This window comes from Georhizobium sp. MAB10, from assembly GCF_045012825.1.
In the GTDB taxonomy this organism is placed as follows: Bacteria; Pseudomonadota; Alphaproteobacteria; order Rhizobiales; family Rhizobiaceae; genus Georhizobium; species Georhizobium profundi.
Genome location: NZ_CP118314.1, coordinates 3,687,061 through 3,707,854, shown reverse-complemented (window position 1 = coordinate 3,707,854; position 20,794 = coordinate 3,687,061). Strand labels below are relative to the sequence as shown.

Sequence of the window (20,794 nt, the reverse complement as noted above, 5' to 3'; positions counted from 1 at the left end):
CCAGCGTCCCCAAGCGCTGGCCGATCCGCACACATCCAAAAATTCGTTCTCAATTCAGGAGGCCAGACATGGCACCGCGCGTACTCGTATCCGACGCCCTCTCCGAAACCGCCGTCCAGATCTTCAAGGATCGGGGCATCGACGTCGATTTCCAGCCGAAGCTCGGCAAGGACAAGGAAACGCTGCTCGAGATCATCGGCAACTATGACGGCCTCGCCATCCGTTCGGCCACCAAGGTGACCGAAAAGATCATCGAAGCCGCCGGCAGCCTCAAGGTCATCGGCCGCGCCGGCATCGGCGTCGACAACGTCGATATCCCGGCGGCAAGCCGCAAGGGCATCATCGTGATGAACACGCCCTTCGGCAATTCGATCACGACGGCCGAGCACGCCATCGCGCTCATGTTCGCCGTCGCCCGCCAGCTGCCCGCGGCCGACGTTTCCACCCAGGCCGGCAAGTGGGAAAAGAACCGCTTCATGGGCGTGGAAATCACCGGCAAGACGCTCGGCGTCATCGGCTGCGGCAATATCGGTTCGATCGTCGCGACCCGCGCCATCGGCCTCAAGATGCACGTCGTCGCCTTCGATCCGTTCCTGTCGCCCGAGCGTGCGGACCAGCTGGGCGTCGAGAAGGTCGATCTGGACACGCTGTTTGCCCGCGCCGACTTCATCACCATGCACGTGCCGCTGACCGACAAGACCCGCAACATCATCAATGCGGCGGCCATCGCCAAGATGAAGGACGGCGTGCGCATCATCAACTGCGCCCGTGGCGGTCTCGTCGTTGAAGCCGATCTCGCCGAAGCGCTGAAATCCGGCAAGGTGGCCGGAGCCGGCTTCGACGTGTTCGAGACCGAGCCAGCGACGGAAAGCCCGCTCTTCGGCCTCGAAAACGTGGTGTGCACGCCGCATCTCGGCGCCTCTACGACCGAAGCGCAGGAAAATGTCGCGCTGCAGGTGGCCGAGCAGATGGCCGATTATCTCCTGAAGGGCGCCGTCACCAACGCCATCAACATGCCGTCGATCTCGGCGGAAGAAGCGCCGCGCCTCAAGCCGTTCGTCAAGCTCGCCGATATGCTCGGTGCCTTTGTGGGGCAGGCGACCGAGACTTCCATCCAGGAGGTCGAGGTTCTCTATGACGGCGTCACGGCCGAACTCAACACCAAGGCCCTGTCGTCCGCCGTACTCGCCGGTCTGATCCGGGCGCAGGTCGCCGACGTCAACATGGTTTCGGCGCCGATCATGGCCAAGGAACGCGGCATTCTCTTCTCCGAGGTGAAGCGCGACAAGTCGGGAATCTTCGACGGCTACATTCGTCTCACCGTCAAGACGGAGAACCAGACGCGCTCGATCGCCGGAACTGTCTTCTCCGACGGCAAGCCGCGTTTCATCCAGATCAAGGGCATCAATCTCGATGCGGAGATCGGGCGCCACATGGTCTACACCACGAACGAGGACAAGCCGGGCTTCATCGGCCTTCTTGGCACCATCTTCGGCAAGGCCGGCGTCAACATCGCAAACTTCCAGCTGGGCCGCGATGTCGCCGGCGGCAACGCGATTGCGCTCCTCTATGTCGACGGACCCGTGGACGAGAGCGTTTTGGATGAGCTGCGCAGCCATCCGCAGGTTCAGTCCGCCAAGGCCCTGCAGTTCAACGTCGATTGATCTTTACCCACGGTCGCCGGCGGTCCAGCTGCCGGCGACCGAAATGCCCCTTCTGCGCGGTTCGTGACGGCCCGTTGTCCGATTTTATCGCGCGAAATGTTTCAATCTGCGCATGAATGCCTATCTTGTGGGTTCGAATTCACACGAAACAACGCGGTGATCGTTCTCAAGCGCGATCTCCCGAGCCGCGTTCCGCAAGAGAAAGGTCTGCGCATGGCACAGGCAAAAACCGGCGATCTCGTCCGCATCCACTACACGGGTACCCTGACCGACGGCACCCAGTTCGACAGCTCTGAAGGTCGCGATCCGCTGGAATTCACGGTGGGTTCCGGCCAGATCATTCCCGGCCTCGATCAGGAAGTGCAGGGCATGGCAGTCGGTGAAAAGGCGACGGTCACGATCCCCGCCGAGCAAGCCTATGGCCCGCACGATCCGCAGAGCATCCAGCAGGTGCCGCGCGATGCGATCCCGGCCGAAGTAAACATTCAGCCCGGCGCGCAGCTTCAGGCTCAGACGCAGAGCGGCCAGACCGTTCAGCTGACGGTGGTCGAAGTCGACGAGGACAGCGTGACGGTGGATGGAAACCATCCGCTCGCCGGCCGCGATCTCGTCTTCGCGGTCGAGCTGGTGGAGATCGTCAAGGCCGCGTGACCTGGTCTGACGTCGCGCTTTTCAGAAGGTCGGCTCTGCCGGCCTTTTTTGTTGGATGGGAACCACGACCATGACCTCACGTTGATCGCCACGATCAAGTCATGGAGACAAGTGACGTGGAAAAATACCGCAAGGGCACCAAGGTCGAGTGGAAGTGGGGCAACGGCAAGGGCACGGGCAAGGTCGCCGAAAGCTTCACCGAAAAAGTCACGCGCACGATCAAGGGGGAGAAGATCACCCGCGATGCGTCCAAGGACGATCCGGCTTACCTTATCGAACAGGAAGACGGCGATCGCGTGCTGAAAGGCCATAGCGAGCTAAAGAAGGCCTCCTGATGCAAAACGGCGCGCCCCATGAGGAGTGCGCCGTCTATATTCACTCGTTGATCGGTTTAGCCGAGGCAGCGCTTCTCAGAACTCTTCCCAGTTCTCCTCGCTCGGACGAGCCGCAGCTGCCGTCGCTGCGCCACCGCCAAACGCTCCGGCAAGGCGCCGTCCAAGCGCACGGGCCGGCGAAGGGCGCGATTGCGTGCTGGCGCTCACCTGCGCAGGTCCACTGGCTTTGGCGGCCCGCGACGGTGCGGATTGGCTCGGAGCACGCTTGGATGCAGCGTCGTCCCCCATCCTGAACTGTGAAAGCAGCGCGTTCAGCTCGGCCGCTTCCCGGGCGAGATTATGGCTTGCAGCCGTCGACTGCTCCACCATCGCAGCGTTCTGCTGCGTGCCCTGATCCATCGTGTTCACGGCGCTGTTGATCTCGCCGAGCCCGATCGATTGTTCCTTGGCGCTCTCCGCGATCGCGGCAACATGTGCGTTGATCTCCTGAACCTCGGTCACGATTGCCTGCAGCGCATCGCCGGTACGGCCGACGAGATCGACGCCCTGCTTGACCTGATCGCCGGACGAACTGATCAGCGTCTTGATCTCGCGGGCCGCCGAAGCGGAGCGCTGGGCGAGCTCACGAACCTCCTGGGCGACGACGGCAAAGCCCTTGCCGGCATCGCCGGCGCGGGCCGCTTCCACACCGGCATTCAGTGCAAGCAGGTTGGTCTGGAACGCGATGTCGTCGATCAGGCCGATGATGTTGGCGATCTCGACCGATGAGTTCTCGATCTTTTCCATCGCGTGCACGGCATCGCGCACGATGGCGCCCGAGCGTTCAGCACCTTCCTTGGTGCGCGCCACCAGTTGGCGTGCCTCTTCGGCGCGGCGCGCGCTGTCCTTGACGGTCGTGGTGATCTCTTCCAGAGCCGCTGCCGTTTCTTCGACCGAGGCTGCCTGCTGCTCCGTGCGGCGCGACAGATCGTCGGCCGCCGACTGGATTTCGCGCGATCCGGCATCGATGCCGCGCGCATTCTCGCCAACCGCCCGCATCGCGTCATCGAGCTTGGCGACCGAGTGGTTGAAGTTCTCGCGCAGCACATCGAGCTGGCCGCTGAACCGGGTGTCGATGCGATAGAGCAGATTGCCATCGGCAAGTTCGCTCAGCGCCTGACCGATGCCGTCGATGGCGAGTTGGAGTTCCAGCGCCTCCCGTTGCATTTGCGCTTCTCGTTCGGCGCGCTCCTGTTCAATTGCGCCACGCTGCCGGCCAGCATCGGCCTCCAACTGACCCTTCTCGATCGCGGCGATGCGAAACGCTTCGACTGACTTGGTAATAGCGCCGACTTCATCTCTTCGATTGATCGAAGGCACAGTGACTGCATCATCGCCAGATGCCAAGCGACCCATAACGCCGGTCAAAGCGACCAGCGGCGCGACCACGCTTTTGTGGAAAACATATCCACCAACCAGTGCAACGACGGCGCCAAACACCAGGACGAGCCCGAAAATCGCAGCGCTTTGCCAGAACATGGCGGCAATATCGTCAGCATAGACACCCGTGCCGATCGCCCAGTTCCAAGGCTCGAACTTTCGTACGTGTGAGAATTTGAGATATTGCTCTTCACTACCCGCCCGCGGCGAATAGTACTCGACAATCCCTTGCCCCTCGGTTTGCGCAAGCCGCACAAAATCCCGGTAGAGATAACTTCCACTCGCATCCTGATAATCTGTCATGTCCTGTCCGACAGCGCGCGTCGGATGCATGACAATGCGATGCTCCATGTCGAACCCGAAGAAATATTCTCCGTTGAGATAGCGTGCAGATCCGATCGCGGCAGCGGCCTGTGCTTGAGCTTCGGCGCGAGACAGAACACCCTGCTGCTCTAGCGCATGATAGTGCGCAAGCATTGTAGTTGCGCTCTCGGTCATCGCCTCGAGCATGGCAGTTCGCTCTTCGACCGTCCGGGTGTGCTGTTGATAGAGACCGAAGGCGGCCGCCCCCGCGACGATCGCGAGCATGAGGCCGATCAGGATATAAAGCCTGCCGGATAGGTTGATAGACATGAAAATTGGTCCTGGAGAATTCGAAACGCAGCATTGGCATTCGCCGAAATCGGTCATCGATTCCGCGGGATCGGCTTGATGCCTCGGCACTGAGCGACCGCGGAAACCACGTCCGAAGCTGTCGCCGAGTTGCGAACCTGTAGTCGAGATAGCGAGCCCCACACCCTTAATGCACCTTCGATGCAAAGGGTTAAGCAAAGCTTAGCTCGCATTCCTGAAGGTTGCCGCGATCATCTTCGCGCGATAAGCAGCTCAACTGATATAGACTTGGAGCCACCTGAAATGCCCAACTATCAGTGGCGCCGCGCCGTGCCCGATGACGTCCCGCACATCGCCGAAATTTCGTCCATCGCGCTTGCAGGATATCCGGAGGAACCGGCGATTTTCCACGAGCTTCTCGCGCTGGCGCCCGATGGTTGCTTTGTGATGGAAATGGATGGAGTGATCGTCGGTTATCTGGTCGGGCACCCATGGATGAAGGGCCGCCCGCCGGCGCTGAACCAGACGATCGGCACGCTGCCGGAACGTCCGGATTGCTGGTACCTCCATGATCTCAGTCTGCTGGAAGAGGCACGCGGCTTTGGCGCGGCACGCGAAGCCGTGCGGCTTGCGGCAGAAGCGGCGCGGGCAGCAGGCCTGCACGACGTGGCGCTGGTGGCGGTCAATGGCGCAGGCGGTTTCTGGCGCGCCCAGGGCTTTGAGCCGTTGGAGCCGCAAGCGGGGCCTGACGGCATCGCAAGCTATGGCGACGATGCGATCTACATGGAACGCCGAGCCTGATCTTCAGGCCTTACACGACTTTGGGCTTGCCCTTTTCTGCGATGGCAATGCCGCCGAGAACGAGCCCCAGCCCGACCAGGTGGAACGGATAAAGCTGTTCACCGACGACGGCGACCGCGAGCACCGTTCCGAAGATCGGCACCAGGTTGACGAACAGGCCGGCGCGGTTGGCGCCGATGATCTCGTTTCCGCGGATGTAGAGCGCCTGAGCCACGAGTGAGGGCAGGATCGCCGTGAACAGAATGATCGCCCAACCGGTCGCATCCGGTGTGATCATGCTGTCGGTCGCCGCTTCCGCGATGGCGAGCGGCAGGGCACCAAGAGCTGCTCCGAGGCACAGAACCGCCATCAGGCTCAGCCAGTGTATCGGCGGCTTCCAGCGAAGGGCAACCGTGTAGCCGCCGTAGAAGACGATGGCGACCAGCATCAACGCGTCACCCCGGTTGAGCTGCAGCGCAAGAAGAGTGTTGAAGTCGCCACCCGACACGGTCACGGCGACACCGACGAGCGTCAGGGCAAAACCGATGATCTGCAGGCTGCTGACCGCGATGCGCAGCAGGATGAAGTTCGCGGCGAAGATGATGAGCGGCATACCGGCCTGCTCGATCACCGCGTTGATGGTGCTGGTGTAGTTGAGCGCGAGGTAGAGCGTGGCATTGAAGCCCGTGAAGCCTGCGCCGCCAAGCAGCATCAGATAGGTTAGGTTCGCGCGGATGACTGGCAGATCGCGCCTGATGTGCGGCCAGGCGAAGGGCAGAACCGCCAGAAGCGCAAACAGCCATCTGAAAAGCGTGAGGAGCAGCGGGCTCACATGGCCAACGGCAAGTTTGCCGGCGACGGCATTTGCGCCCCAGATCAATGCGGTCAATGTCAAAAGGATATAAGCGCGACGCTGCACGGGTGGCTGTCCTTGGACGCGGTCATCGAAACCGCACTGTGTGGGCGTCTTCTAGACGCTTCAGTGCCCCTGAGGGAAGGGCAGATGTCCAACACGGTTGCAATCCGGGAGAGCCTGCCGCATGGGGTCGCTTTCCCGTATCCGAGTGACTATAGATGCGGCGATTTGGCTGCGGCGAGGATTCTCAGCCGCCAGTACCGCTGAAAGGGTTCCGATGGCGAATGTGGTTGTGGTCGGCTCGCAATGGGGCGACGAGGGCAAAGGCAAGATCGTGGACTGGCTCTCCGAGAGAGCTGATATCGTCGTGCGGTTTCAGGGCGGGCACAATGCCGGCCATACGCTCGTCATCGACGGAAAGGTCTACAAGCTGTCGCTTCTGCCCTCCGGCGTCGTGCGCCAGGGCAAGCTTGCCGTCATCGGCAACGGCGTCGTCATCGATCCTCATGCTTTGCTGAGCGAGATGGACAAGCTGGCCGGCCAGGGCCTGACGATTACGCCTGAGAACCTGCGCATCGCCGAGAACGCGACGCTCATCCTGTCGCTGCACCGCGAACTGGATGGTCTGCGCGAGGACGCGGCCAACGACACCGGTACCAAGATCGGCACGACGCGCCGCGGCATTGGCCCGGCCTATGAAGACAAGGTTGGCCGCCGCGCAATCCGCGTGCTGGATCTGGCAGATCTCGAAAGCCTGCCCGGCAAGGTCGATCGTCTGCTGACGCACCACAATGCGCTGCGCCGTGGCCTCGGTCAGCCGGAAGTGAGCCAGGATGTCATCCTGGACGAACTGAAGACTGTCGCCGAGCGCTTGCTTCCCTATAGCGAAGCCGTGTGGCGGCTTCTCGACCGCGAGCGCCGCCGCGGCGCGCGTATCCTTTTCGAAGGCGCGCAGGGAACGCTGCTCGACATCGACCACGGCACCTATCCGTTCGTCACCTCGTCCAACACGGTGGCCGGCCAGGCTGCTGCCGGATCGGGCATGGGGCCGGGATCCGTCGGCTATGTGCTCGGCATCACCAAGGCCTACACGACCCGTGTCGGTGAAGGCCCGTTCCCGACCGAACAGCAAAACGAGATCGGCAACTTCCTCGGCGAACGCGGCCATGAGTTCGGGACAGTTACTGGCCGCAAGCGCCGCTGCGGCTGGTTCGATGCCGTGCTCGTGCGCCAGTCCGTTGCGACCAACGGCATCTCCGGCATCGCGCTCACCAAGCTCGACGTTCTCGATGGTCTCGATGAACTGAAGATCTGCGTCGGATACGAGCTTGATGGTGAAACCTATGATTACCTGCCGGCCAGCCAAGGCCTTCAGGCTCGGGTCAAGCCGATCTACGAGACGCTCGAAGGCTGGAAAGAATCGACGGTCGGCGCACGGCGCTGGAGCGATCTTCCTGCGCAGGCAGTGAAATACGTGCGGCACATCGAAGAACTTATCGGTGCACCTGTCGCTCTTCTTTCCACCAGCCCGGAACGCGATGACACGATACTTGTGACCGATCCGTTTGAAGACTAGTTTGCGGACCAGGGACGCAGTGCGTCGCACGGATTTACCGGCGGCCGACAAGAAAGACAGAGCTTCCGAATGGCGGACTTCGTAGCAGTCATCAAACGTGCCGTTGACGGTCTGGCGGAAAAGTCGCCGGACATGCGCGCGCGTGTCTATGACAAGGCAAGAACCGCTGTTCGGCGGCAGCTCGAAAACATGTCGCCGCGGCCTTCCGATCAGGCGATTGAAAGCCAGCTTGCAAAGCTCGAAGATGCCGTCGCAAAGGTGGAAGCCGACTACGCCGAGCCGGTCCTGAACGAGGAAGACCTGGTCTTCACCGACGAGGACTGGAACGCGCCGCAGGAACCGCTTGCGGCGGGGCCAGCAGTGGAAGAGGTTCCCGAGCCCGAGCCCGAGCCCGAGCCCGAGCCCGAGCCCGAGCCCGAGCCCGAGCCCGAGCCCGAGCCCGAGCCCGAGCCCGAGCCCGAGCCCGAGCCTGAGCCTGAGCCTGAGCCTGAGCCTGAGCCGGTGGCTGCCGTCGAACCCGAACCAGTTGTCGTCGAGCAGGAGCATCAGCCGGAGCCGGTGCACGAGCCGGCCGTGGTGGCTGAGGAGAAATGGCACACACCGGTTTCCGAGGCGCCAGCCGCACCAGTCGATGCGGCTCCGGAAGAGCCTGCACAGCCCGCTCCTCAGGTTCCAGTCGAGAGCGAGAAGACGGCGAAAGCCGTTCAGCCCACGCCGGTTCCCTTCGGCAGCTACGCGATAGGGCGCGCGCCGACATTCCCGATGCCGCCGCGGGGGTCCGAGCCGGTCGCCGAAAAGCCAGCCAACGACGGTGGATTTCGTCCTAGCCGCTATCAATCCGGTTTCCCGACGGCGCGCAAGGATGAGGAACAACCGGTCGAGCCGATCGCCGTCGAAGCTGCACTTGAGCCGATCGACGAGACCCCGCCGATCCCGGAACACGTCGAGCCCGTCGCCATCGAGCCTGTGGACGAGGTGACAGCCGCGTCGACGGACGAAATCGCTGCGCCGCCGCCTGCCGAGCCGGTTTTCGAGACGGGGCTTGACGAACGCATCGAAGACGAAAAATCGGAATCCCCGGCTCCTGCCATTCCTGTTGTGGCCGCAGCGGCAGCCGCAGCCTGGACGCCTGCCCAGTCACAGGACGATGTGCTGAACCAGTGGCTTGAAGCGGAGGCAGGCCGGCCGGACAACGCATCGCGCAACACCGATCAGCCCGCCGAAGATCTGTTTGCTGCTGAATGGGAAGCGCAGGGGCGCGCCGAAGGCGAGGAGCCTGCCAGCGACGCCGCGCGATCGGGTGCAAAGCCCGAACTGCGCCCTGCTGCCAGGCTCGATGAGGAATTGACCGTTGCGGCAGGCGAGGAGCGGCCGTCGGCGACGCCGCCCGTCCAGCCGCGCCGTGCCCATCGCGCCGTTCCGAAAAGCGGCAGCAAGCGACCGCTGATCATTGCCGTGGTCGCGCTTCTGATCGTCGCCGGCCTGGCTTTTGCCGGATATACCCAGCGCGACGCTCTCGTTGCGCTCTTCGACGGCGGCGATACCCAGACGACCGAGACCCCCGCAGAGCCGGAAATCGCCACGGATCCCGAGGCCGAAGTGGCGCCCGCCGAGGAAGAAGTCGCGACCGCGCCTGCTCCAGTCCAGGAAGAGCCGGCACAGGCGGTCGGCGTGGAGAAGTTCACGCAGCGGCTGATGACCGATGGCAGCGAGCGGCAGGAAGGCCCTGGCGGAGAGCCTGAGGAAACGCCGGAAGGCCGCTCCGTCGCGCTGCAGACCGAAGCGAGCACGCCGGAAAATCTGGAGTCGCTTGCCGACGAAATTTCACCCGAGGAAGTCGCCCAGAGCGATGCCGCTGCCGATGCCGCCACGCAGCCGAGCGATGCAGAGGAAGTGGCTCAGCAAAACGACGGTCAGCCAAGCGTCGGCCAGTCCATGTTCCTCTATGAGGAGCGCATCGGCCAACGAGGACCGACAGCACTCGAGGGCAACGTCGTCTGGAGCATCGTGACGGAATCACCTGGCGGTGACGCACAGCCGGAAGAAGCCATACGCGGCGAGATTTCGGTTCCCGAAAAAGAGCTGACCGCGCTCATCACCATTCGCCGCAATGCCGATCCTTCGCTGCCAGCAAGCCACCTGATCGAACTCGTCTTCTCGCTGCCTGCGACGTTTGAGGGCGGTGGCATCGAGTCGGTTCAACGCGTCGCTTTCAAGGAATCCGAGCAAGACCGTGGCAACGAGCTGATCGCCGTTCCTGCACGCATCACCGACGACTTCTTCATGGTGGCGCTGAACGACTATGCCGAGGCCGTCGCGACCAATCTGCAGCTCATGCGTGAGCGGGAATGGATCGACATTCCCGTTGTCTATGGCAATGGCCGCCGTGCGTTGCTGACGCTCGACAAGGGCACGGCCGGCGCCGACGTCTTCAATCGCGCCATCCAGATCTGGCAGCGCCGGTCCGGCAGCTCCGCCGGCTAAGACCGGTACCGCCTGGACATGGCCGGTCGCTGAACGAGCTTCAGTGCTTGAAGGCTGTGCATCATGCGGTTGCGGAACGACCGAGCGGGTTACGGCAGCGTGTCGATCGGCCTTCACTGGCTGATCGCACTCGTTTTCCTGGCGCAGATCCTGCTCGGCGTTGTCATGACGCGAATTTTGCCGGAAACGGCTGTCGCGACGTTCTGGGCCTATCAGTGGCACAAGAGCTTCGGCCTTCTGCTTCTTCTCTTGAGCGCGCTACGACTGGTTTGGATGCTGGTTGAAACAAGGCCAGTGAATCTGGCCGGTCACGGTTCAGCGCTAGCTGCAGGCGTGGTGCATCGCTCCCTGCTCTTTGCCCCGATCCTCATCGCGTTTGCAGGATGGATCATCGTGTCGGTTTCGCCGCTGGGCATCCCGACCTTCGCCTTCAACCTTTTCGTCGTGCCGCATCTGCCACTCGTTCCCGGCGACGGGGCGGAAACGCGGGCGATCGCCGTGCATCGCTGGCTCGCCTATGGCACGGCGATCGTCGTCGCCATCCACATCGCTGCCGCCCTCATGCATCATTTCCGGTGGCGGGATGGCACGATGGCGCGAATGCTGCCGCGGTGCCGCCAATCTGCCGGAAACGACCGGTAGAACGAACGGGATTGAGCTCTGGAGGATGCTGCCATGCGTGCGTGGGTAATCGGAGCAATGGCTGTCGCCGGTGCGACGCTATACGGCCCTACCGCCGTCTCACCGTCATTCGCGATCACTTTGGAAGAGGCAGCGGGCAGCTACCGGGTGGCCGACAATTCGCAGATCCGGTTCTCGGTCGGCCAGGTTGGCGGCGGCGGAATTGCCGGCGAGTTCGCGACATTCACCGGAACGTTGCAACTGAATGCCGCCGATCCATCCCGCTCGGTCGTGATCTTCGATCTCTATCCGGAAAGTGTGTCGACCGGCCAGCAGCGTATCGATGACTTTCTGCGCTCGGCTGCGGTGTTCGATACCGCAAATTATGACGTCGTGAGTTTCCGATCGATCGACGTCAGGCTGACCGGGCCAGATACGGCGGTCGTCCACGGCATCGTCACGGCACGCGGCAAGAGCGCCGAAGCCGATTTCGACGTGGCGCTCACAGGCGAGGGGCCGGGGTCGCTGCAGTTTCGGGTAACGGGCGACATCATGCGGTCGCCTTTCGGCATGGAAGTCGGCACGCCGATCTATTCGAACGTCGTCCGCTTCGACATGCAACTGGAGACGATGCGCCGCTGACCGGCGCATCGTCGATTGGAAGGTTTAGGCGTCTTCGACGACGCGGAGAGCCTTGGCGCGCTCGGCGGCGGTCTTCTTCACCGCATCCTGCACCTTCTCGAAAGCACGGACTTCGATCTGGCGCACGCGCTCGCGGCTGATGTCGAACTCACCGGAAAGGTCTTCCAGCGTGATCGGGTTTTCTGAAAGCCGGCGGGCCTCGAAAATGCGGCGCTCGCGGTCGTTCAGCACATTCAGCGCGCCGGCGAGCATGGAGCGACGATCGTCGAGCTCGTCCTGCTCGATCAGCATGTCTTCCTGGCTTTCGCTGTCGTCGACGAGCCAGTCCTGCCATTGGCCGGACTCGCCTTCCGTTGCGCGGATCGGCGCGTTGAGCGAGGCATCGCCGGAGAGACGGCGGTTCATCGACACGACTTCGTCCTCGGAGACGTTAAGGGTCGTCGCGATGTGCGACACCTGGTCAGGCCGCAAATCGCCTTCTTCCAACGCCTGCATCTTGCCCTTGAGCTTGCGCAGGTTGAAGAACAGCCGCTTCTGGTTGGCGGTCGTGCCCATCTTCACGAGCGACCACGAACGCAGGATGTACTCTTGAATCGACGCCTTGATCCACCACATGGCGTATGTTGCCAGGCGGAAGCCGCGCTCGGGATCGAACTTTTTGACGGCCTGCATGAGGCCGACATTGCCTTCGGAAACGACCTCGCCGATTGGCAGACCATAACCGCGATAGCCCATCGCGATCTTGGCAACGAGACGGAGGTGGCTGGTCACCAGCCGGTGGGCAGCTTCGCGGTCGCCGTGCTCCTGATACCGCTTGCCGAGCATGTACTCTTCCTGCGGCTGCAGCATCGGAAATTTACGGATTTCTTCGAGGTAGCGGTTGAGACCGCCTTCGCCAGAAGAAATGGATGGCAATGTACTGCGGGCCATATGAGCACCCTTTCCAAATGTTTTTCGGCCCCCACATACGCTCGGGCGGGCCAATCATGTCATGTCGTCTGACGACCGACATGCTTTGAGCTTAGAGATAATTACGGCCGAAACGCGGATCAAGCGGTGTTACCGCATACGCGAATGCGTGAACGCTCCGTCAATGGTTGTGACGTTAACCGACGATCGTGCCGTTTGTTTCAACTTGCTCTGGGAATTTCCCGAAACGCTTCGATCAGGCCAGCGAGATCCGCGGGCACGGGCGCTTCGAAACGCAGATCCTCCCCCGTTACAGGGTGTTCGAACGCCAGGAGAAATGCGTGGAGCGCCTGGCGGGGAAAGCTGTCGACCTTAGCCTTGAGATCGGCTGGCAGCCGGTTCGACTTCGTCCGCATCGCAGCGCCGTAATCCTGATCACCGATCAGCGGATGTCCGATATGGGTCATGTGGACGCGGATCTGGTGGGTGCGCCCTGTTTCCAGGCGGCACTCGACCAGACTCGCCAAGGCCGTTGCGTCATTGGCAGCGCCGAAGCGATCGGTGACGCGGAAATGGGTGATTGCTTCCTGGGCGTCGCCACTCAGATCCTTGCGCACGGCGCGGCGTACCCGGTCATTGCTGCGCCCGAGCGGGGCATCGATCGTCCCCGCCATCCGGTCCGGCTGACCCCAGACAAGCGCCACATACGCCCGCTCGAGACTGCCTGTGCGGCCATGATCCGCGAACTGCGCGGCCAGACCCTTGTGGGCGGCGTCGTTCTTGGCGACCACCATCACACCGGTGGTGTCCTTGTCGAGCCGATGCACGATGCCCGGTCGGCGCACGCCGCCGATGCCCGAAAGGCTGTCACCGCAATGATGGATCAGCGCGTTGACCAGCGTTCCGGTCCAATTACCGGCCGCCGGGTGCACCACGAGGCCCGCCGGTTTCATGATGACGATGAGATCGTCGTCTTCATAGAGAATGTCGAGCGGGATCGCTTCGCCCTGCGGCTCGGGATCTGCCGCCGGCGGAATGTCGACCACGACGGTGTCGCCTGGTTTGATCTTCTTGTGCGGATCGGTGGCGGGCGCGCCGTTCAGCGTTACCGCGCCTTCCTTGATCAGCGCCTTCAGGCGGCTGCGCGAAAGTTCATCGCCGAACTCGGCGGCAAGCCACACATCCAGCCGGCCGCTGGCCTCTTCGCCCGCCGTCAGCACTTTCTTATCGGATGTCGCTTCGTTAAAGGGTTCGGCCATGACACTGAATGAAAGGCGGCTTTGCCGCGTGAAGGGTTGACGATGTCGAAGATGGAAACGCCGCCGGAGCTTGAAGAACAGCCGCTCGATCCGGAGGTTGAAAAGGTTCGGCGCAAGATGGTGCGCCTCCTTGCCGTATCCATCGGCATCATGTTCATCGGCGTTATGGCCGTGCTGGTCGCCATTGTCTATCGGATTTCCGAAACGGACGAGGCGGAGGTGGCAATGCCGTCGTCCGGAGACACGATCTTCCCTGCCGAAGGTGCGGTCGCAACAGCGGAAGCAACCTTGCCGGATGGCTTCACGGTCTCCACGGTTTCGCTCGACGGAAGCCGCATTCTCTTCTTCGGCACGAGCGGGGAAGGCGCATCGATGGCCTATGTCTTCGATATCGTCGAAGATCGCATCGTGGCAGAGATCTCGATCGGTCAATGAACGCGTCGATCGGCCGGCGTCTGATCCGCATCGAGGACGCCGACGACCCCCGTGTCGCGCCGTTCCGCAATATCCGCGAGCGGGATCTGGTCGGGCGTGAGCAGCGCTTCGTGGCGGAGGGCACCGTGGTGCTCAACGTGCTGGCCGATGTCCACGGCAAGCCCGGACGGCCATCGGCTGAAATGCTGCTCGTTCTTGAAAACCGGCTCGCCGGTATCGCGGGCCTGCTCGACCGATTTCCAGACGACGTGCCGCTGATGGTCGTTCCGCGCACAGTGATGGATGAAATCACGGGCTTTCCCATGCATCGCGGCGTCCTGGCACTTGGACGCGTACCTGACCCGGTCACAAGCGCGTCTCTCCTGTCCGCAATGCCGGAAAGCGCGTTGGTGCTGGTCGCGGTCGGCATCTCGAACCACGACAATATGGGTGCACTGTTTCGCAACGCTGCCGCCTTCGGCGCCGACGCGCTGCTCCTGGATGGGCAAAGCTGCGACCCGCTTTACCGCAAGGCGATCCGCGTATCGGTCGGACATGCGCTGCGTGCGCCGTTTGCGCGCGAGGCGACGGCCGAGGCCTTGCTGGAAAAACTGGCAGCGGAGGATTTCACGATCCTCACCCTGTCTCCCCGTGGGGAAGCGACGATCGAGGCCGTCGTGCCGACGCAGCGCATGGCGGTCATCGTCGGCACCGAGGGAGAGGGGTTGCCGGCTGCGCTCCTAAGTCGCACGTCGAGCGTTCGCATTCGCCAGGCGCCGGGCGTCGACAGCCTCAATCTGGCGACGGCAGCCGCGCTGGCGCTCCACGATCTCGCTTTGAAGATGGGACGGCTGGGTTAGCCTGCTGCCAAACGGCTCGAATATCTATTCGTGCAGCTGCGCCGCGGCCCGCGTGGCGAGGCTTTGCCGTGCAGCGTCGAAACTGGCGCCCTGTTCTGCTTCGACATTGCTGAGGATCGCGTAGATCGGCGAGGAGGCGCCTTCACGGGCGGCCGTCAGGCTGATCATGCTTGCAGCGATTTCCTTGATTTCGCTTCTCAGTTCCTGGTCGCCGTCGCTATCGTTCGCAGCCACGAGCCGGTCGACGAGAGCCGTGTGGCGTGCACGCAGGCGTTCGACGCGCTGGCTGATGGCGATCTTGGAAGCCTGGGCGCTGTCTTCGCTGGAAGCGTCGTTCGACTGTCCGTTGATCTCCATCGGCAGGCCCTTTGATTGTTCGGTGCCGTTCAGCGCCACGCGGCTTTCCTCATTGAGCTTCTGGCCGGCTTTTTCGAGTGCACGCAGATCGGCCGTCGCAGTCTTGAGCCGGTCGCGCAGGCGCGCGATCTCGGCAGTGCGCCGCTCGATCGTGCTTTCCTGATCGACGATCTTCGCGAGGTTTTCGGTGAGACGAGCCTCGAGCGCAGCGCTGCGGCCTTCTTCGCGCTCAAGGCGGAACTGCAGATCCTTGCTGCGGCTTTCGGCAGCATTCGTAGCGTCGCGCAGGCGCCGACGCTCTTCGACAGCCATATCGAGCGAGGAGCGGAGGCTCTCCACTTCGGTCTCACGGGTGGCAAGATCGATGCGCATTGCCTCCAGATCGCTTGAAAGGCGCCGTGTGCTGCTGCTGAGCGAGCGTCGCTCTTCTTCAACGCGTAAAAGCCGCTCTTCCGTTTCCGAAAGCGCGAGCCGAAGCGCATCCGCGCGCTCGCGCTCCTGGCGGTTGGAAGATCGAAGATCGGCGGCGTCGATGCTCAGGGCGTTGATCTGCTGGGTGAGTTCGGAAATCTCGCCGCGCATGGCCCCGGCTTTGTTCGCCAGCTCGTCCGCTCGTTTGGATTCGCCCACGCGGCGATCGCGCTCGTTGCGAAGAGAAATGGAGACGCGGCTGTTTTCGACCGCGAACGCGGCGCGCTCCATGTCGCGGGCGGCCTTGAGTTCGCGGCTGCTGATCGGGACGGTCGCGTAAACGCGTTTTTCGGTGTAGCGCACGACTCGGCCGAATACGGCCGGCGCCAGGACGAGGCCGAGCAGCAGGGCTGACAAGAAGCCCAATGCAAAGAGCAATACGAACTCGACCATGGTTGCGTCAGACCAATAAGAGGGTGTCCCTACCCGAAACTGGTCTATCGCAAAACGGTTTCAAAAGAAATCACCGAGAAAGGTGAGGATCGGTTTAGGTTAATCCCAGGCCCGGCAAGCGGCCTACCGCTACCGCACTGTTTTTAAGGCAATAATTGCAACGCCAACTGGCGCTGCTGCGAGCCCCATGTGGGCTCGCTCCGTCCCGCCATAACGCTCCCAATGGTAAGCGTCGGGTAAACAGCGAGCCTCAGAACGGATTCCAGGTCGGCGACGATGTCAGTTTCAGGTAGCCGATGTTGAGCCCGAGGCGCGCACCGACGCCGGTGCGGATCGGAACCAGCAGAACCTGGTCGCGGCGCATCACCTGCATGCCGACGCCCGCAACCACGAAAGCCGACCCACCGACGCCGGCAAAGCGGCCGTAGACACCGTTGATGCTTGGCAGGTCGTAGACGAGCATCATCGTGCGGGCGCCCTGGCCGCCGTAATCGAGACCGAGGGACGGGCCCTGCCAGAAGAGATTGTGGCTGCCGGCGTTCTTGGTGTGCAGCTGGCCTTCGCCATAGGTCAAGCCGCCGATGAACGCGCCGCCGGCTTCCTCGCCAAGCACGTAGCCATTGGGCAGGCCATAGGACTGGAATGCCTGCTCGATCACTTTGGCGAGACCGCCGGAGGTCGAGCCGAAGAAATCGTGACCGGCATCGACGATCTCCTGCATGCTGTATTCACCGGAATCTTGCTGCTGCTGTGCGTTGGCAGGCAAGGAATAAGCGAATGCGCCGGCGATCATCGCGATGGCGAACAGAACCCGGCGGGCGACGAGAAGCATCCTCGACATCAAACTCTCCTTCGATGGACCCGGAAAGGGACGAAGCGGCATTTTCGTCGCGTCAGATTAAGAAACGGTTTACCTAAAATCGGATCAAAGGGGGTGACGGGGAAGAGCCTGACGCGTCACCTTGGCACCAGCTTCGCGCACTAGGTTTCGGCCGCGCCCCGATCTGATCGTCGCCACGCCGCATGGAGAAGATATGTCTAGAAATCCGAATCTCACACTTGCCGGGCCGGATCTCGCCGCGCTTCTCTGCAGCCGGGTGTGCCACGATATCATCTCGCCGGTGGGTGCGATCAACAATGGCCTGGAACTTCTCGACGAGGGCGGTGCCGATGTCGAGGCGATGGATCTCATTCGCCAAAGCGCGCTCAATGCATCGGTTCGCCTGAAATTTGCCCGCCTGGCCTTCGGCGCGTCCGGTTCTGTCGGTGCCTCAATCGACACCGGCGAAGCGCAGAAGGCGACCGAAGACTATGTCGGCGCCGACGCAAAGACCACGATCACATGGAACGGCCCGCGTGCCATCATCCCCAAGAACAAGGTCAAGCTGCTCTTGAACCTGTTCCTCGTGGCCTATGGCGCGATCCCGCGTGGTGGCAACATCGACATCCATTTGGAAGATCTCGAGACGATGCCGCGCTTCCGTCTGATCTCGAAGGGCCGCATGGTCCGCGTGCCGCCGAAATTTCTGGAGATCCATTCCGGCGAACTCGACGAGCCGGTCGATGCCCATTCGATCCAGCCCTATTACACTGTTCTCCTCGCCGACGAGGCCGGCATGCGAATCAGTGCGTCGTCCGATGGCGAAGCGGTCACGTTCATCGCCGAACCGGTCTGAACCCGGTCGGTTGCTCGCCCCGCTACGGCAAGCAACCGTTAAGCCTGTACGTTGAGAGAATATTCGCAAGAGCGCGCTAAGGTACGATCCATCAAGAACGGCTGGACGGTTCAGGTCCAAAGCCGACAGAAAGGGATCGTGCCATGCAGCGTCTCATGATCGTCGATGATTCGTCCGTCATCCGGAAAGTCGCCAAGCGCATTCTCTCCGGCCTCGATTTTCTCGTGTCCGAAGCTGATACGGGTCACCAGGCCCTGATGCACTGCCAGGCGCAGCTGCCCCATATCCTGATCGTCGATGCAACCATGCCCGATGCGCTGGAAATCATCGGCGCAGTGCGTCAGCTGCCCGGCGGCGCCGCCGTTCGGATCTACTATTGCCTCGTCGAAGCCGATCTCAAGTCGATGATGCAGGGCAAGCGCGCCGGTGCCGACGACTTCCTGATCAAGCCGTTCGATCGCCGCATCCTGACTTCCGTTTTTGGCCATCTGAGCAAGGCCGTCGCTTAAAACACCGTCCCTCGACGCAAAAAGCCGCCCGAAGGCGGCTTCAATGCGTGAGACGGCGGAGAAATCAGGCGATTTCGCGGACTTCCGCGTCATCCGGCTCGCGCAGCACATAGCCGCGGCCCCAGACAGTCTCGATATAGTTCTTGCCGCCGGCGGCCGTGGCGAGCTTCTTGCGAAGCTTGCAGATGAAGACGTCGATGATCTTCAGTTCCGGCTCGTCCATCCCGCCGTACAGGTGGTTGAGGAACATTTCCTTGGTGAGCGTCGTGCCCTTGCGGAGCGAAAGCAGCTCCAGCATCTGGTATTCCTTGCCCGTCAGGTGAACGCGCTGGGTCGCAACTTCGACTGTCTTGGCATCGAGATTGACGATCAGGTCGCCGGTCGTGATGACCGACTGCGCGTGACCCTTGGAGCGACGCACGATCGCGTGGATACGGGCAACCAGTTCGTCCTTGTGGAACGGCTTGGTCATGTAGTCGTCAGCGCCGAAGCCGAGACCGCGAACCTTGTCTTCGATGCCGGCCATGCCGGAAAGGATCAGGATCGGCGTCTTGATCTTGGACAGACGCAGCGTACGCAGCACCTCGTAACCGGACATGTCGGGCAGGTTCAGGTCAAGCAGGATGATGTCGTAATCATAAAGCTTGCCGAGGTCGACGCCCTCTTCGCCGAGATCGGTCGTGTAAACATTGAAGCTCTCGGACTTCAGCATCAGTTCGATACTCTGCGCTGTCGCGCTGTCGTCCTCGATGAGTAGAACCCGCATATTTATCCCCTTTTCCGCCGCCCCGCAGCCCTGGCCAAGCCGAGACGGAACGGATCCAGTCGTTGCCTGTGTCCAAGATTGCCAGCGAATGGTTAACAAATTCCGATTCAGTCTGGCAACCGGTTTCCTGCCTGTTAAAATTCAGCATCAGAGCACTGAATTCTAATAGGAAATATTCCCGCGACCGCTCACCGTTCATGTGAGCAAATTGCGCTAAGTGACTCTACCGACTCGTCAATGACGAACTGGCGCTCATTCGCCGCCGCCATTTACCGAGCCTTAAATGGTCGTCCTTATGATTAACGATGCCCGTAAACGAAACGTTACCGAGGTCAGGTTTTTGTTAAGATTTCGGAGATTTCTTTCGGCGGCGGGCGATGTGGCATCGGGGGCGGTGGGGAATACCCGCACCGGCGCACTTTCGGCCGGTGGCGCCATTGGCGCAGAGGCCTCGTGTTCGGAGAGTATTGCGTCATGAAATCACGTGAGAGTCTTGTTCGTTTGAAGGCATTTCAATTGAACGAGAAACGCCGCCAACTGGCCCAGATTGGCACCATGATGGGGGAGCTGGAGCGCATGTGCGCGGAATTGGAGCAGCAGATCGTCGCTGAAGAGAAGAAGGCGGGTATTACCGACACCAACCATTTCGCCTATCCGACCTTCGCCAAGGCTGCGCGCAAGCGGGCGGACAATCTTCTCGGATCGCTGCGGGAATTGAAGGTCCAGCGGGATGCCGCTGAACTGGCCGTCGAGGAAGCCGACGCCGATTATGCCAAGGCTGCTGCGCTGGAAGAGCGCGACGCGGGGCAGCGTCTCGGCCGGGCCGGGTAACGGATAGACCGTTCGGCGACACGAAGTCGCCGGTCGAAAATGGGAAAAGGCGCCCCGAGCCGGGGCGCCCATTGTCGTGTCGATCAGGTTTGAGCTTGATCAGTTGCCTCGCGCAAAGCCAGCAGAAGGTTCACCTTGGCGCTCAGCGCGTTCGCGCGGCCCCTCGGGGGCCCATCCCCGTTCGGATCCGAATTTGGCAGGCTCATACTTCACCTTCGAGATCGCCCCGCCGAAATCGACGTGCAGTTCGGCCATCTCGTCATTGGCGCCGCGTGCCATGATCTCGTAGTGGCGCTTCTTGCGATCGACCAGCGCGACGAACTCGTAGCCCGCATCCTCGATCGACCGGCGCACTTCGCTTTCGCTGGCATAATTGCCGACGAAATTGGCGCGGCGCTCGAACTTGATCTCGACCTCGTCGACATTGCCGTAGCGGTCGAGTTCGATCTTGGCACGGTTGCCCTGAGCGTCCTGGGTATAAGCCTCGAACTCGTCATCATCGGCTTCGATGTAAGCGACCGGCTGCAGGTCGTAGCGCGCCGCGACCTCGTTCATCTGCCGGGTGATCTGATCGCGATCGCCTGTGAACCAGCCGCTCTGGGCCAGCGCCGGCGTTGCGGCGGCAATGCTCGCACCGAGGGTGAGGGCGGTGCCGATGGCGATCAGGTTGCGCGTCTTCGAAACAGTCATGTCCATCTCCTTGGTTTCA

The 20,794-nt window shown here is 62.1% G+C and carries 21 protein-coding genes; 13 read left to right on the top strand and 8 right to left on the bottom strand.

What is annotated here, in order from left to right; genetic code table 11:
- Positions 1–68 precede the first annotated feature (68 nt).
- The 3 genes from serA to PU133_RS17765 all read left to right on the top strand — a co-directional run bounded on the left by serA (position 69) and on the right by PU133_RS17765 (position 2,650).
- On the top strand, positions 69–1,664 hold the full coding sequence (serA, locus tag PU133_RS17775; RefSeq protein ID WP_404862763.1) for a phosphoglycerate dehydrogenase: 1,596 nt from the start codon (positions 69–71) through the stop codon (positions 1,662–1,664).
- Positions 1,665–1,877: 213 nt separating this feature from the next.
- Complete coding sequence (locus PU133_RS17770; RefSeq protein WP_404862762.1) at positions 1,878–2,315, top strand: peptidylprolyl isomerase; 438 nt, start codon at positions 1,878–1,880, stop codon at positions 2,313–2,315.
- Between the two features lie 101 nt (positions 2,316–2,416).
- A complete protein-coding gene (locus PU133_RS17765; protein ID WP_126011722.1) occupies positions 2,417–2,650 on the top strand; it encodes a DUF2945 domain-containing protein in 234 nt (77 codons plus the stop codon).
- Between the two features lie 75 nt (positions 2,651–2,725).
- On the opposite strand, the gene PU133_RS17760 is transcribed toward PU133_RS17765, so the two are convergent.
- A complete protein-coding gene (locus PU133_RS17760; RefSeq protein ID WP_404862761.1) occupies positions 2,726–4,702 on the bottom strand; it encodes a methyl-accepting chemotaxis protein in 1,977 nt (658 codons plus the stop codon).
- 282 nt (positions 4,703–4,984) lie between these two features.
- On the opposite strand from PU133_RS17760, the gene PU133_RS17755 reads away from it, so the two are divergent.
- Complete coding sequence (locus PU133_RS17755) at positions 4,985–5,482, top strand: GNAT family N-acetyltransferase (RefSeq protein ID WP_404862760.1); 498 nt, start codon at positions 4,985–4,987, stop codon at positions 5,480–5,482.
- Between the two features lie 10 nt (positions 5,483–5,492).
- On the opposite strand, the gene PU133_RS17750 is transcribed toward PU133_RS17755, so the two are convergent.
- On the bottom strand, positions 5,493–6,380 hold the full coding sequence (locus PU133_RS17750; RefSeq protein ID WP_404862759.1) for a DMT family transporter: 888 nt from the start codon (positions 6,378–6,380) through the stop codon (positions 5,493–5,495).
- Positions 6,381–6,594: 214 nt separating this feature from the next.
- On the opposite strand from PU133_RS17750, the gene PU133_RS17745 reads away from it, so the two are divergent.
- The 4 genes from PU133_RS17745 (at position 6,595) to PU133_RS17730 (ending at position 11,640) form a co-directional block, all read left to right on the top strand.
- Positions 6,595–7,893, top strand: coding sequence for an adenylosuccinate synthase (locus PU133_RS17745; protein WP_126011716.1), 1,299 nt, complete (start codon positions 6,595–6,597; stop codon positions 7,891–7,893).
- A 69-nt stretch (positions 7,894–7,962) separates the two neighbouring features.
- The gene (locus tag PU133_RS17740; RefSeq protein ID WP_404862758.1) at positions 7,963–10,377 is read left to right on the top strand and encodes a hypothetical protein; all 2,415 of its coding nucleotides are present in this window, start codon (positions 7,963–7,965) and stop codon (positions 10,375–10,377) included.
- A 63-nt stretch (positions 10,378–10,440) separates the two neighbouring features.
- Positions 10,441–11,019 carry a cytochrome b gene (locus PU133_RS17735; protein ID WP_404862757.1) on the top strand — a complete coding sequence of 193 codons (579 nt, stop codon included), beginning with the start codon at positions 10,441–10,443 and terminating at the stop codon, positions 11,017–11,019.
- Between the two features lie 33 nt (positions 11,020–11,052).
- Positions 11,053–11,640 (top strand): YceI family protein, encoded by a 588-nt coding sequence (locus tag PU133_RS17730; protein ID WP_126011712.1) that lies wholly within the window; start codon positions 11,053–11,055, stop codon positions 11,638–11,640.
- A gap of 24 nt (positions 11,641–11,664) precedes the next feature.
- Here PU133_RS17730 and rpoH read toward each other — a convergent pair whose 3' ends face one another.
- Both rpoH and PU133_RS17720 read right to left on the bottom strand, forming a co-directional pair.
- Positions 11,665–12,570 (bottom strand): RNA polymerase sigma factor RpoH, encoded by a 906-nt coding sequence (gene rpoH / locus PU133_RS17725; RefSeq protein WP_151984506.1) that lies wholly within the window; start codon positions 12,568–12,570, stop codon positions 11,665–11,667.
- Between the two features lie 200 nt (positions 12,571–12,770).
- Positions 12,771–13,808, bottom strand: coding sequence for an RluA family pseudouridine synthase (locus PU133_RS17720; RefSeq protein WP_404862756.1), 1,038 nt, complete (start codon positions 13,806–13,808; stop codon positions 12,771–12,773).
- Between the two features lie 42 nt (positions 13,809–13,850).
- Between PU133_RS17720 and PU133_RS17715 the strand changes: the two genes are divergently transcribed.
- Both PU133_RS17715 and PU133_RS17710 read left to right on the top strand, forming a co-directional pair.
- Positions 13,851–14,243: a hypothetical protein gene (locus PU133_RS17715; RefSeq protein ID WP_126011706.1), complete on the top strand. Its 393-nt coding sequence runs from the start codon at positions 13,851–13,853 to the stop codon at positions 14,241–14,243.
- A gap of 8 nt (positions 14,244–14,251) precedes the next feature.
- On the top strand, positions 14,252–15,082 hold the full coding sequence (locus PU133_RS17710; protein ID WP_404864579.1) for a TrmH family RNA methyltransferase: 831 nt from the start codon (positions 14,252–14,254) through the stop codon (positions 15,080–15,082).
- A 24-nt stretch (positions 15,083–15,106) separates the two neighbouring features.
- Here PU133_RS17710 and PU133_RS17705 read toward each other — a convergent pair whose 3' ends face one another.
- The gene (locus PU133_RS17705; RefSeq protein ID WP_404862755.1) at positions 15,107–16,303 is read right to left on the bottom strand and encodes a hypothetical protein; all 1,197 of its coding nucleotides are present in this window, start codon (positions 16,301–16,303) and stop codon (positions 15,107–15,109) included.
- Between the two features lie 250 nt (positions 16,304–16,553).
- Positions 16,554–17,096, bottom strand: coding sequence for a DUF1134 domain-containing protein (locus PU133_RS17700; protein WP_245451581.1), 543 nt, complete (start codon positions 17,094–17,096; stop codon positions 16,554–16,556).
- Positions 17,097–17,337: 241 nt separating this feature from the next.
- Here PU133_RS17700 and chpT point away from each other — a divergent pair, with 241 nt between their 5' ends.
- Together chpT and PU133_RS17690 are read left to right on the top strand one after the other, a co-directional pair.
- Positions 17,338–17,979: a histidine phosphotransferase ChpT gene (gene chpT, locus PU133_RS17695; protein ID WP_404862754.1), complete on the top strand. Its 642-nt coding sequence runs from the start codon at positions 17,338–17,340 to the stop codon at positions 17,977–17,979.
- 143 nt (positions 17,980–18,122) lie between these two features.
- Positions 18,123–18,488: a PleD family two-component system response regulator gene (locus PU133_RS17690; protein WP_126011698.1), complete on the top strand. Its 366-nt coding sequence runs from the start codon at positions 18,123–18,125 to the stop codon at positions 18,486–18,488.
- Positions 18,489–18,552: 64 nt separating this feature from the next.
- Here the strand turns inward: PU133_RS17690 and ctrA are convergent, their stop codons facing one another.
- Positions 18,553–19,254 (bottom strand): response regulator transcription factor CtrA, encoded by a 702-nt coding sequence (gene ctrA / locus PU133_RS17685; RefSeq protein WP_404862753.1) that lies wholly within the window; start codon positions 19,252–19,254, stop codon positions 18,553–18,555.
- 474 nt (positions 19,255–19,728) lie between these two features.
- On the opposite strand from ctrA, the gene PU133_RS17680 reads away from it, so the two are divergent.
- On the top strand, positions 19,729–20,085 hold the full coding sequence (locus tag PU133_RS17680; protein WP_126011694.1) for a flagellar export protein FliJ: 357 nt from the start codon (positions 19,729–19,731) through the stop codon (positions 20,083–20,085).
- A gap of 99 nt (positions 20,086–20,184) precedes the next feature.
- On the opposite strand, the gene PU133_RS17675 is transcribed toward PU133_RS17680, so the two are convergent.
- Positions 20,185–20,775, bottom strand: a complete 591-nt coding sequence (locus PU133_RS17675; protein ID WP_404862752.1) for a hypothetical protein — start codon at positions 20,773–20,775, stop codon at positions 20,185–20,187.
- Positions 20,776–20,794 lie beyond the last annotated feature (19 nt).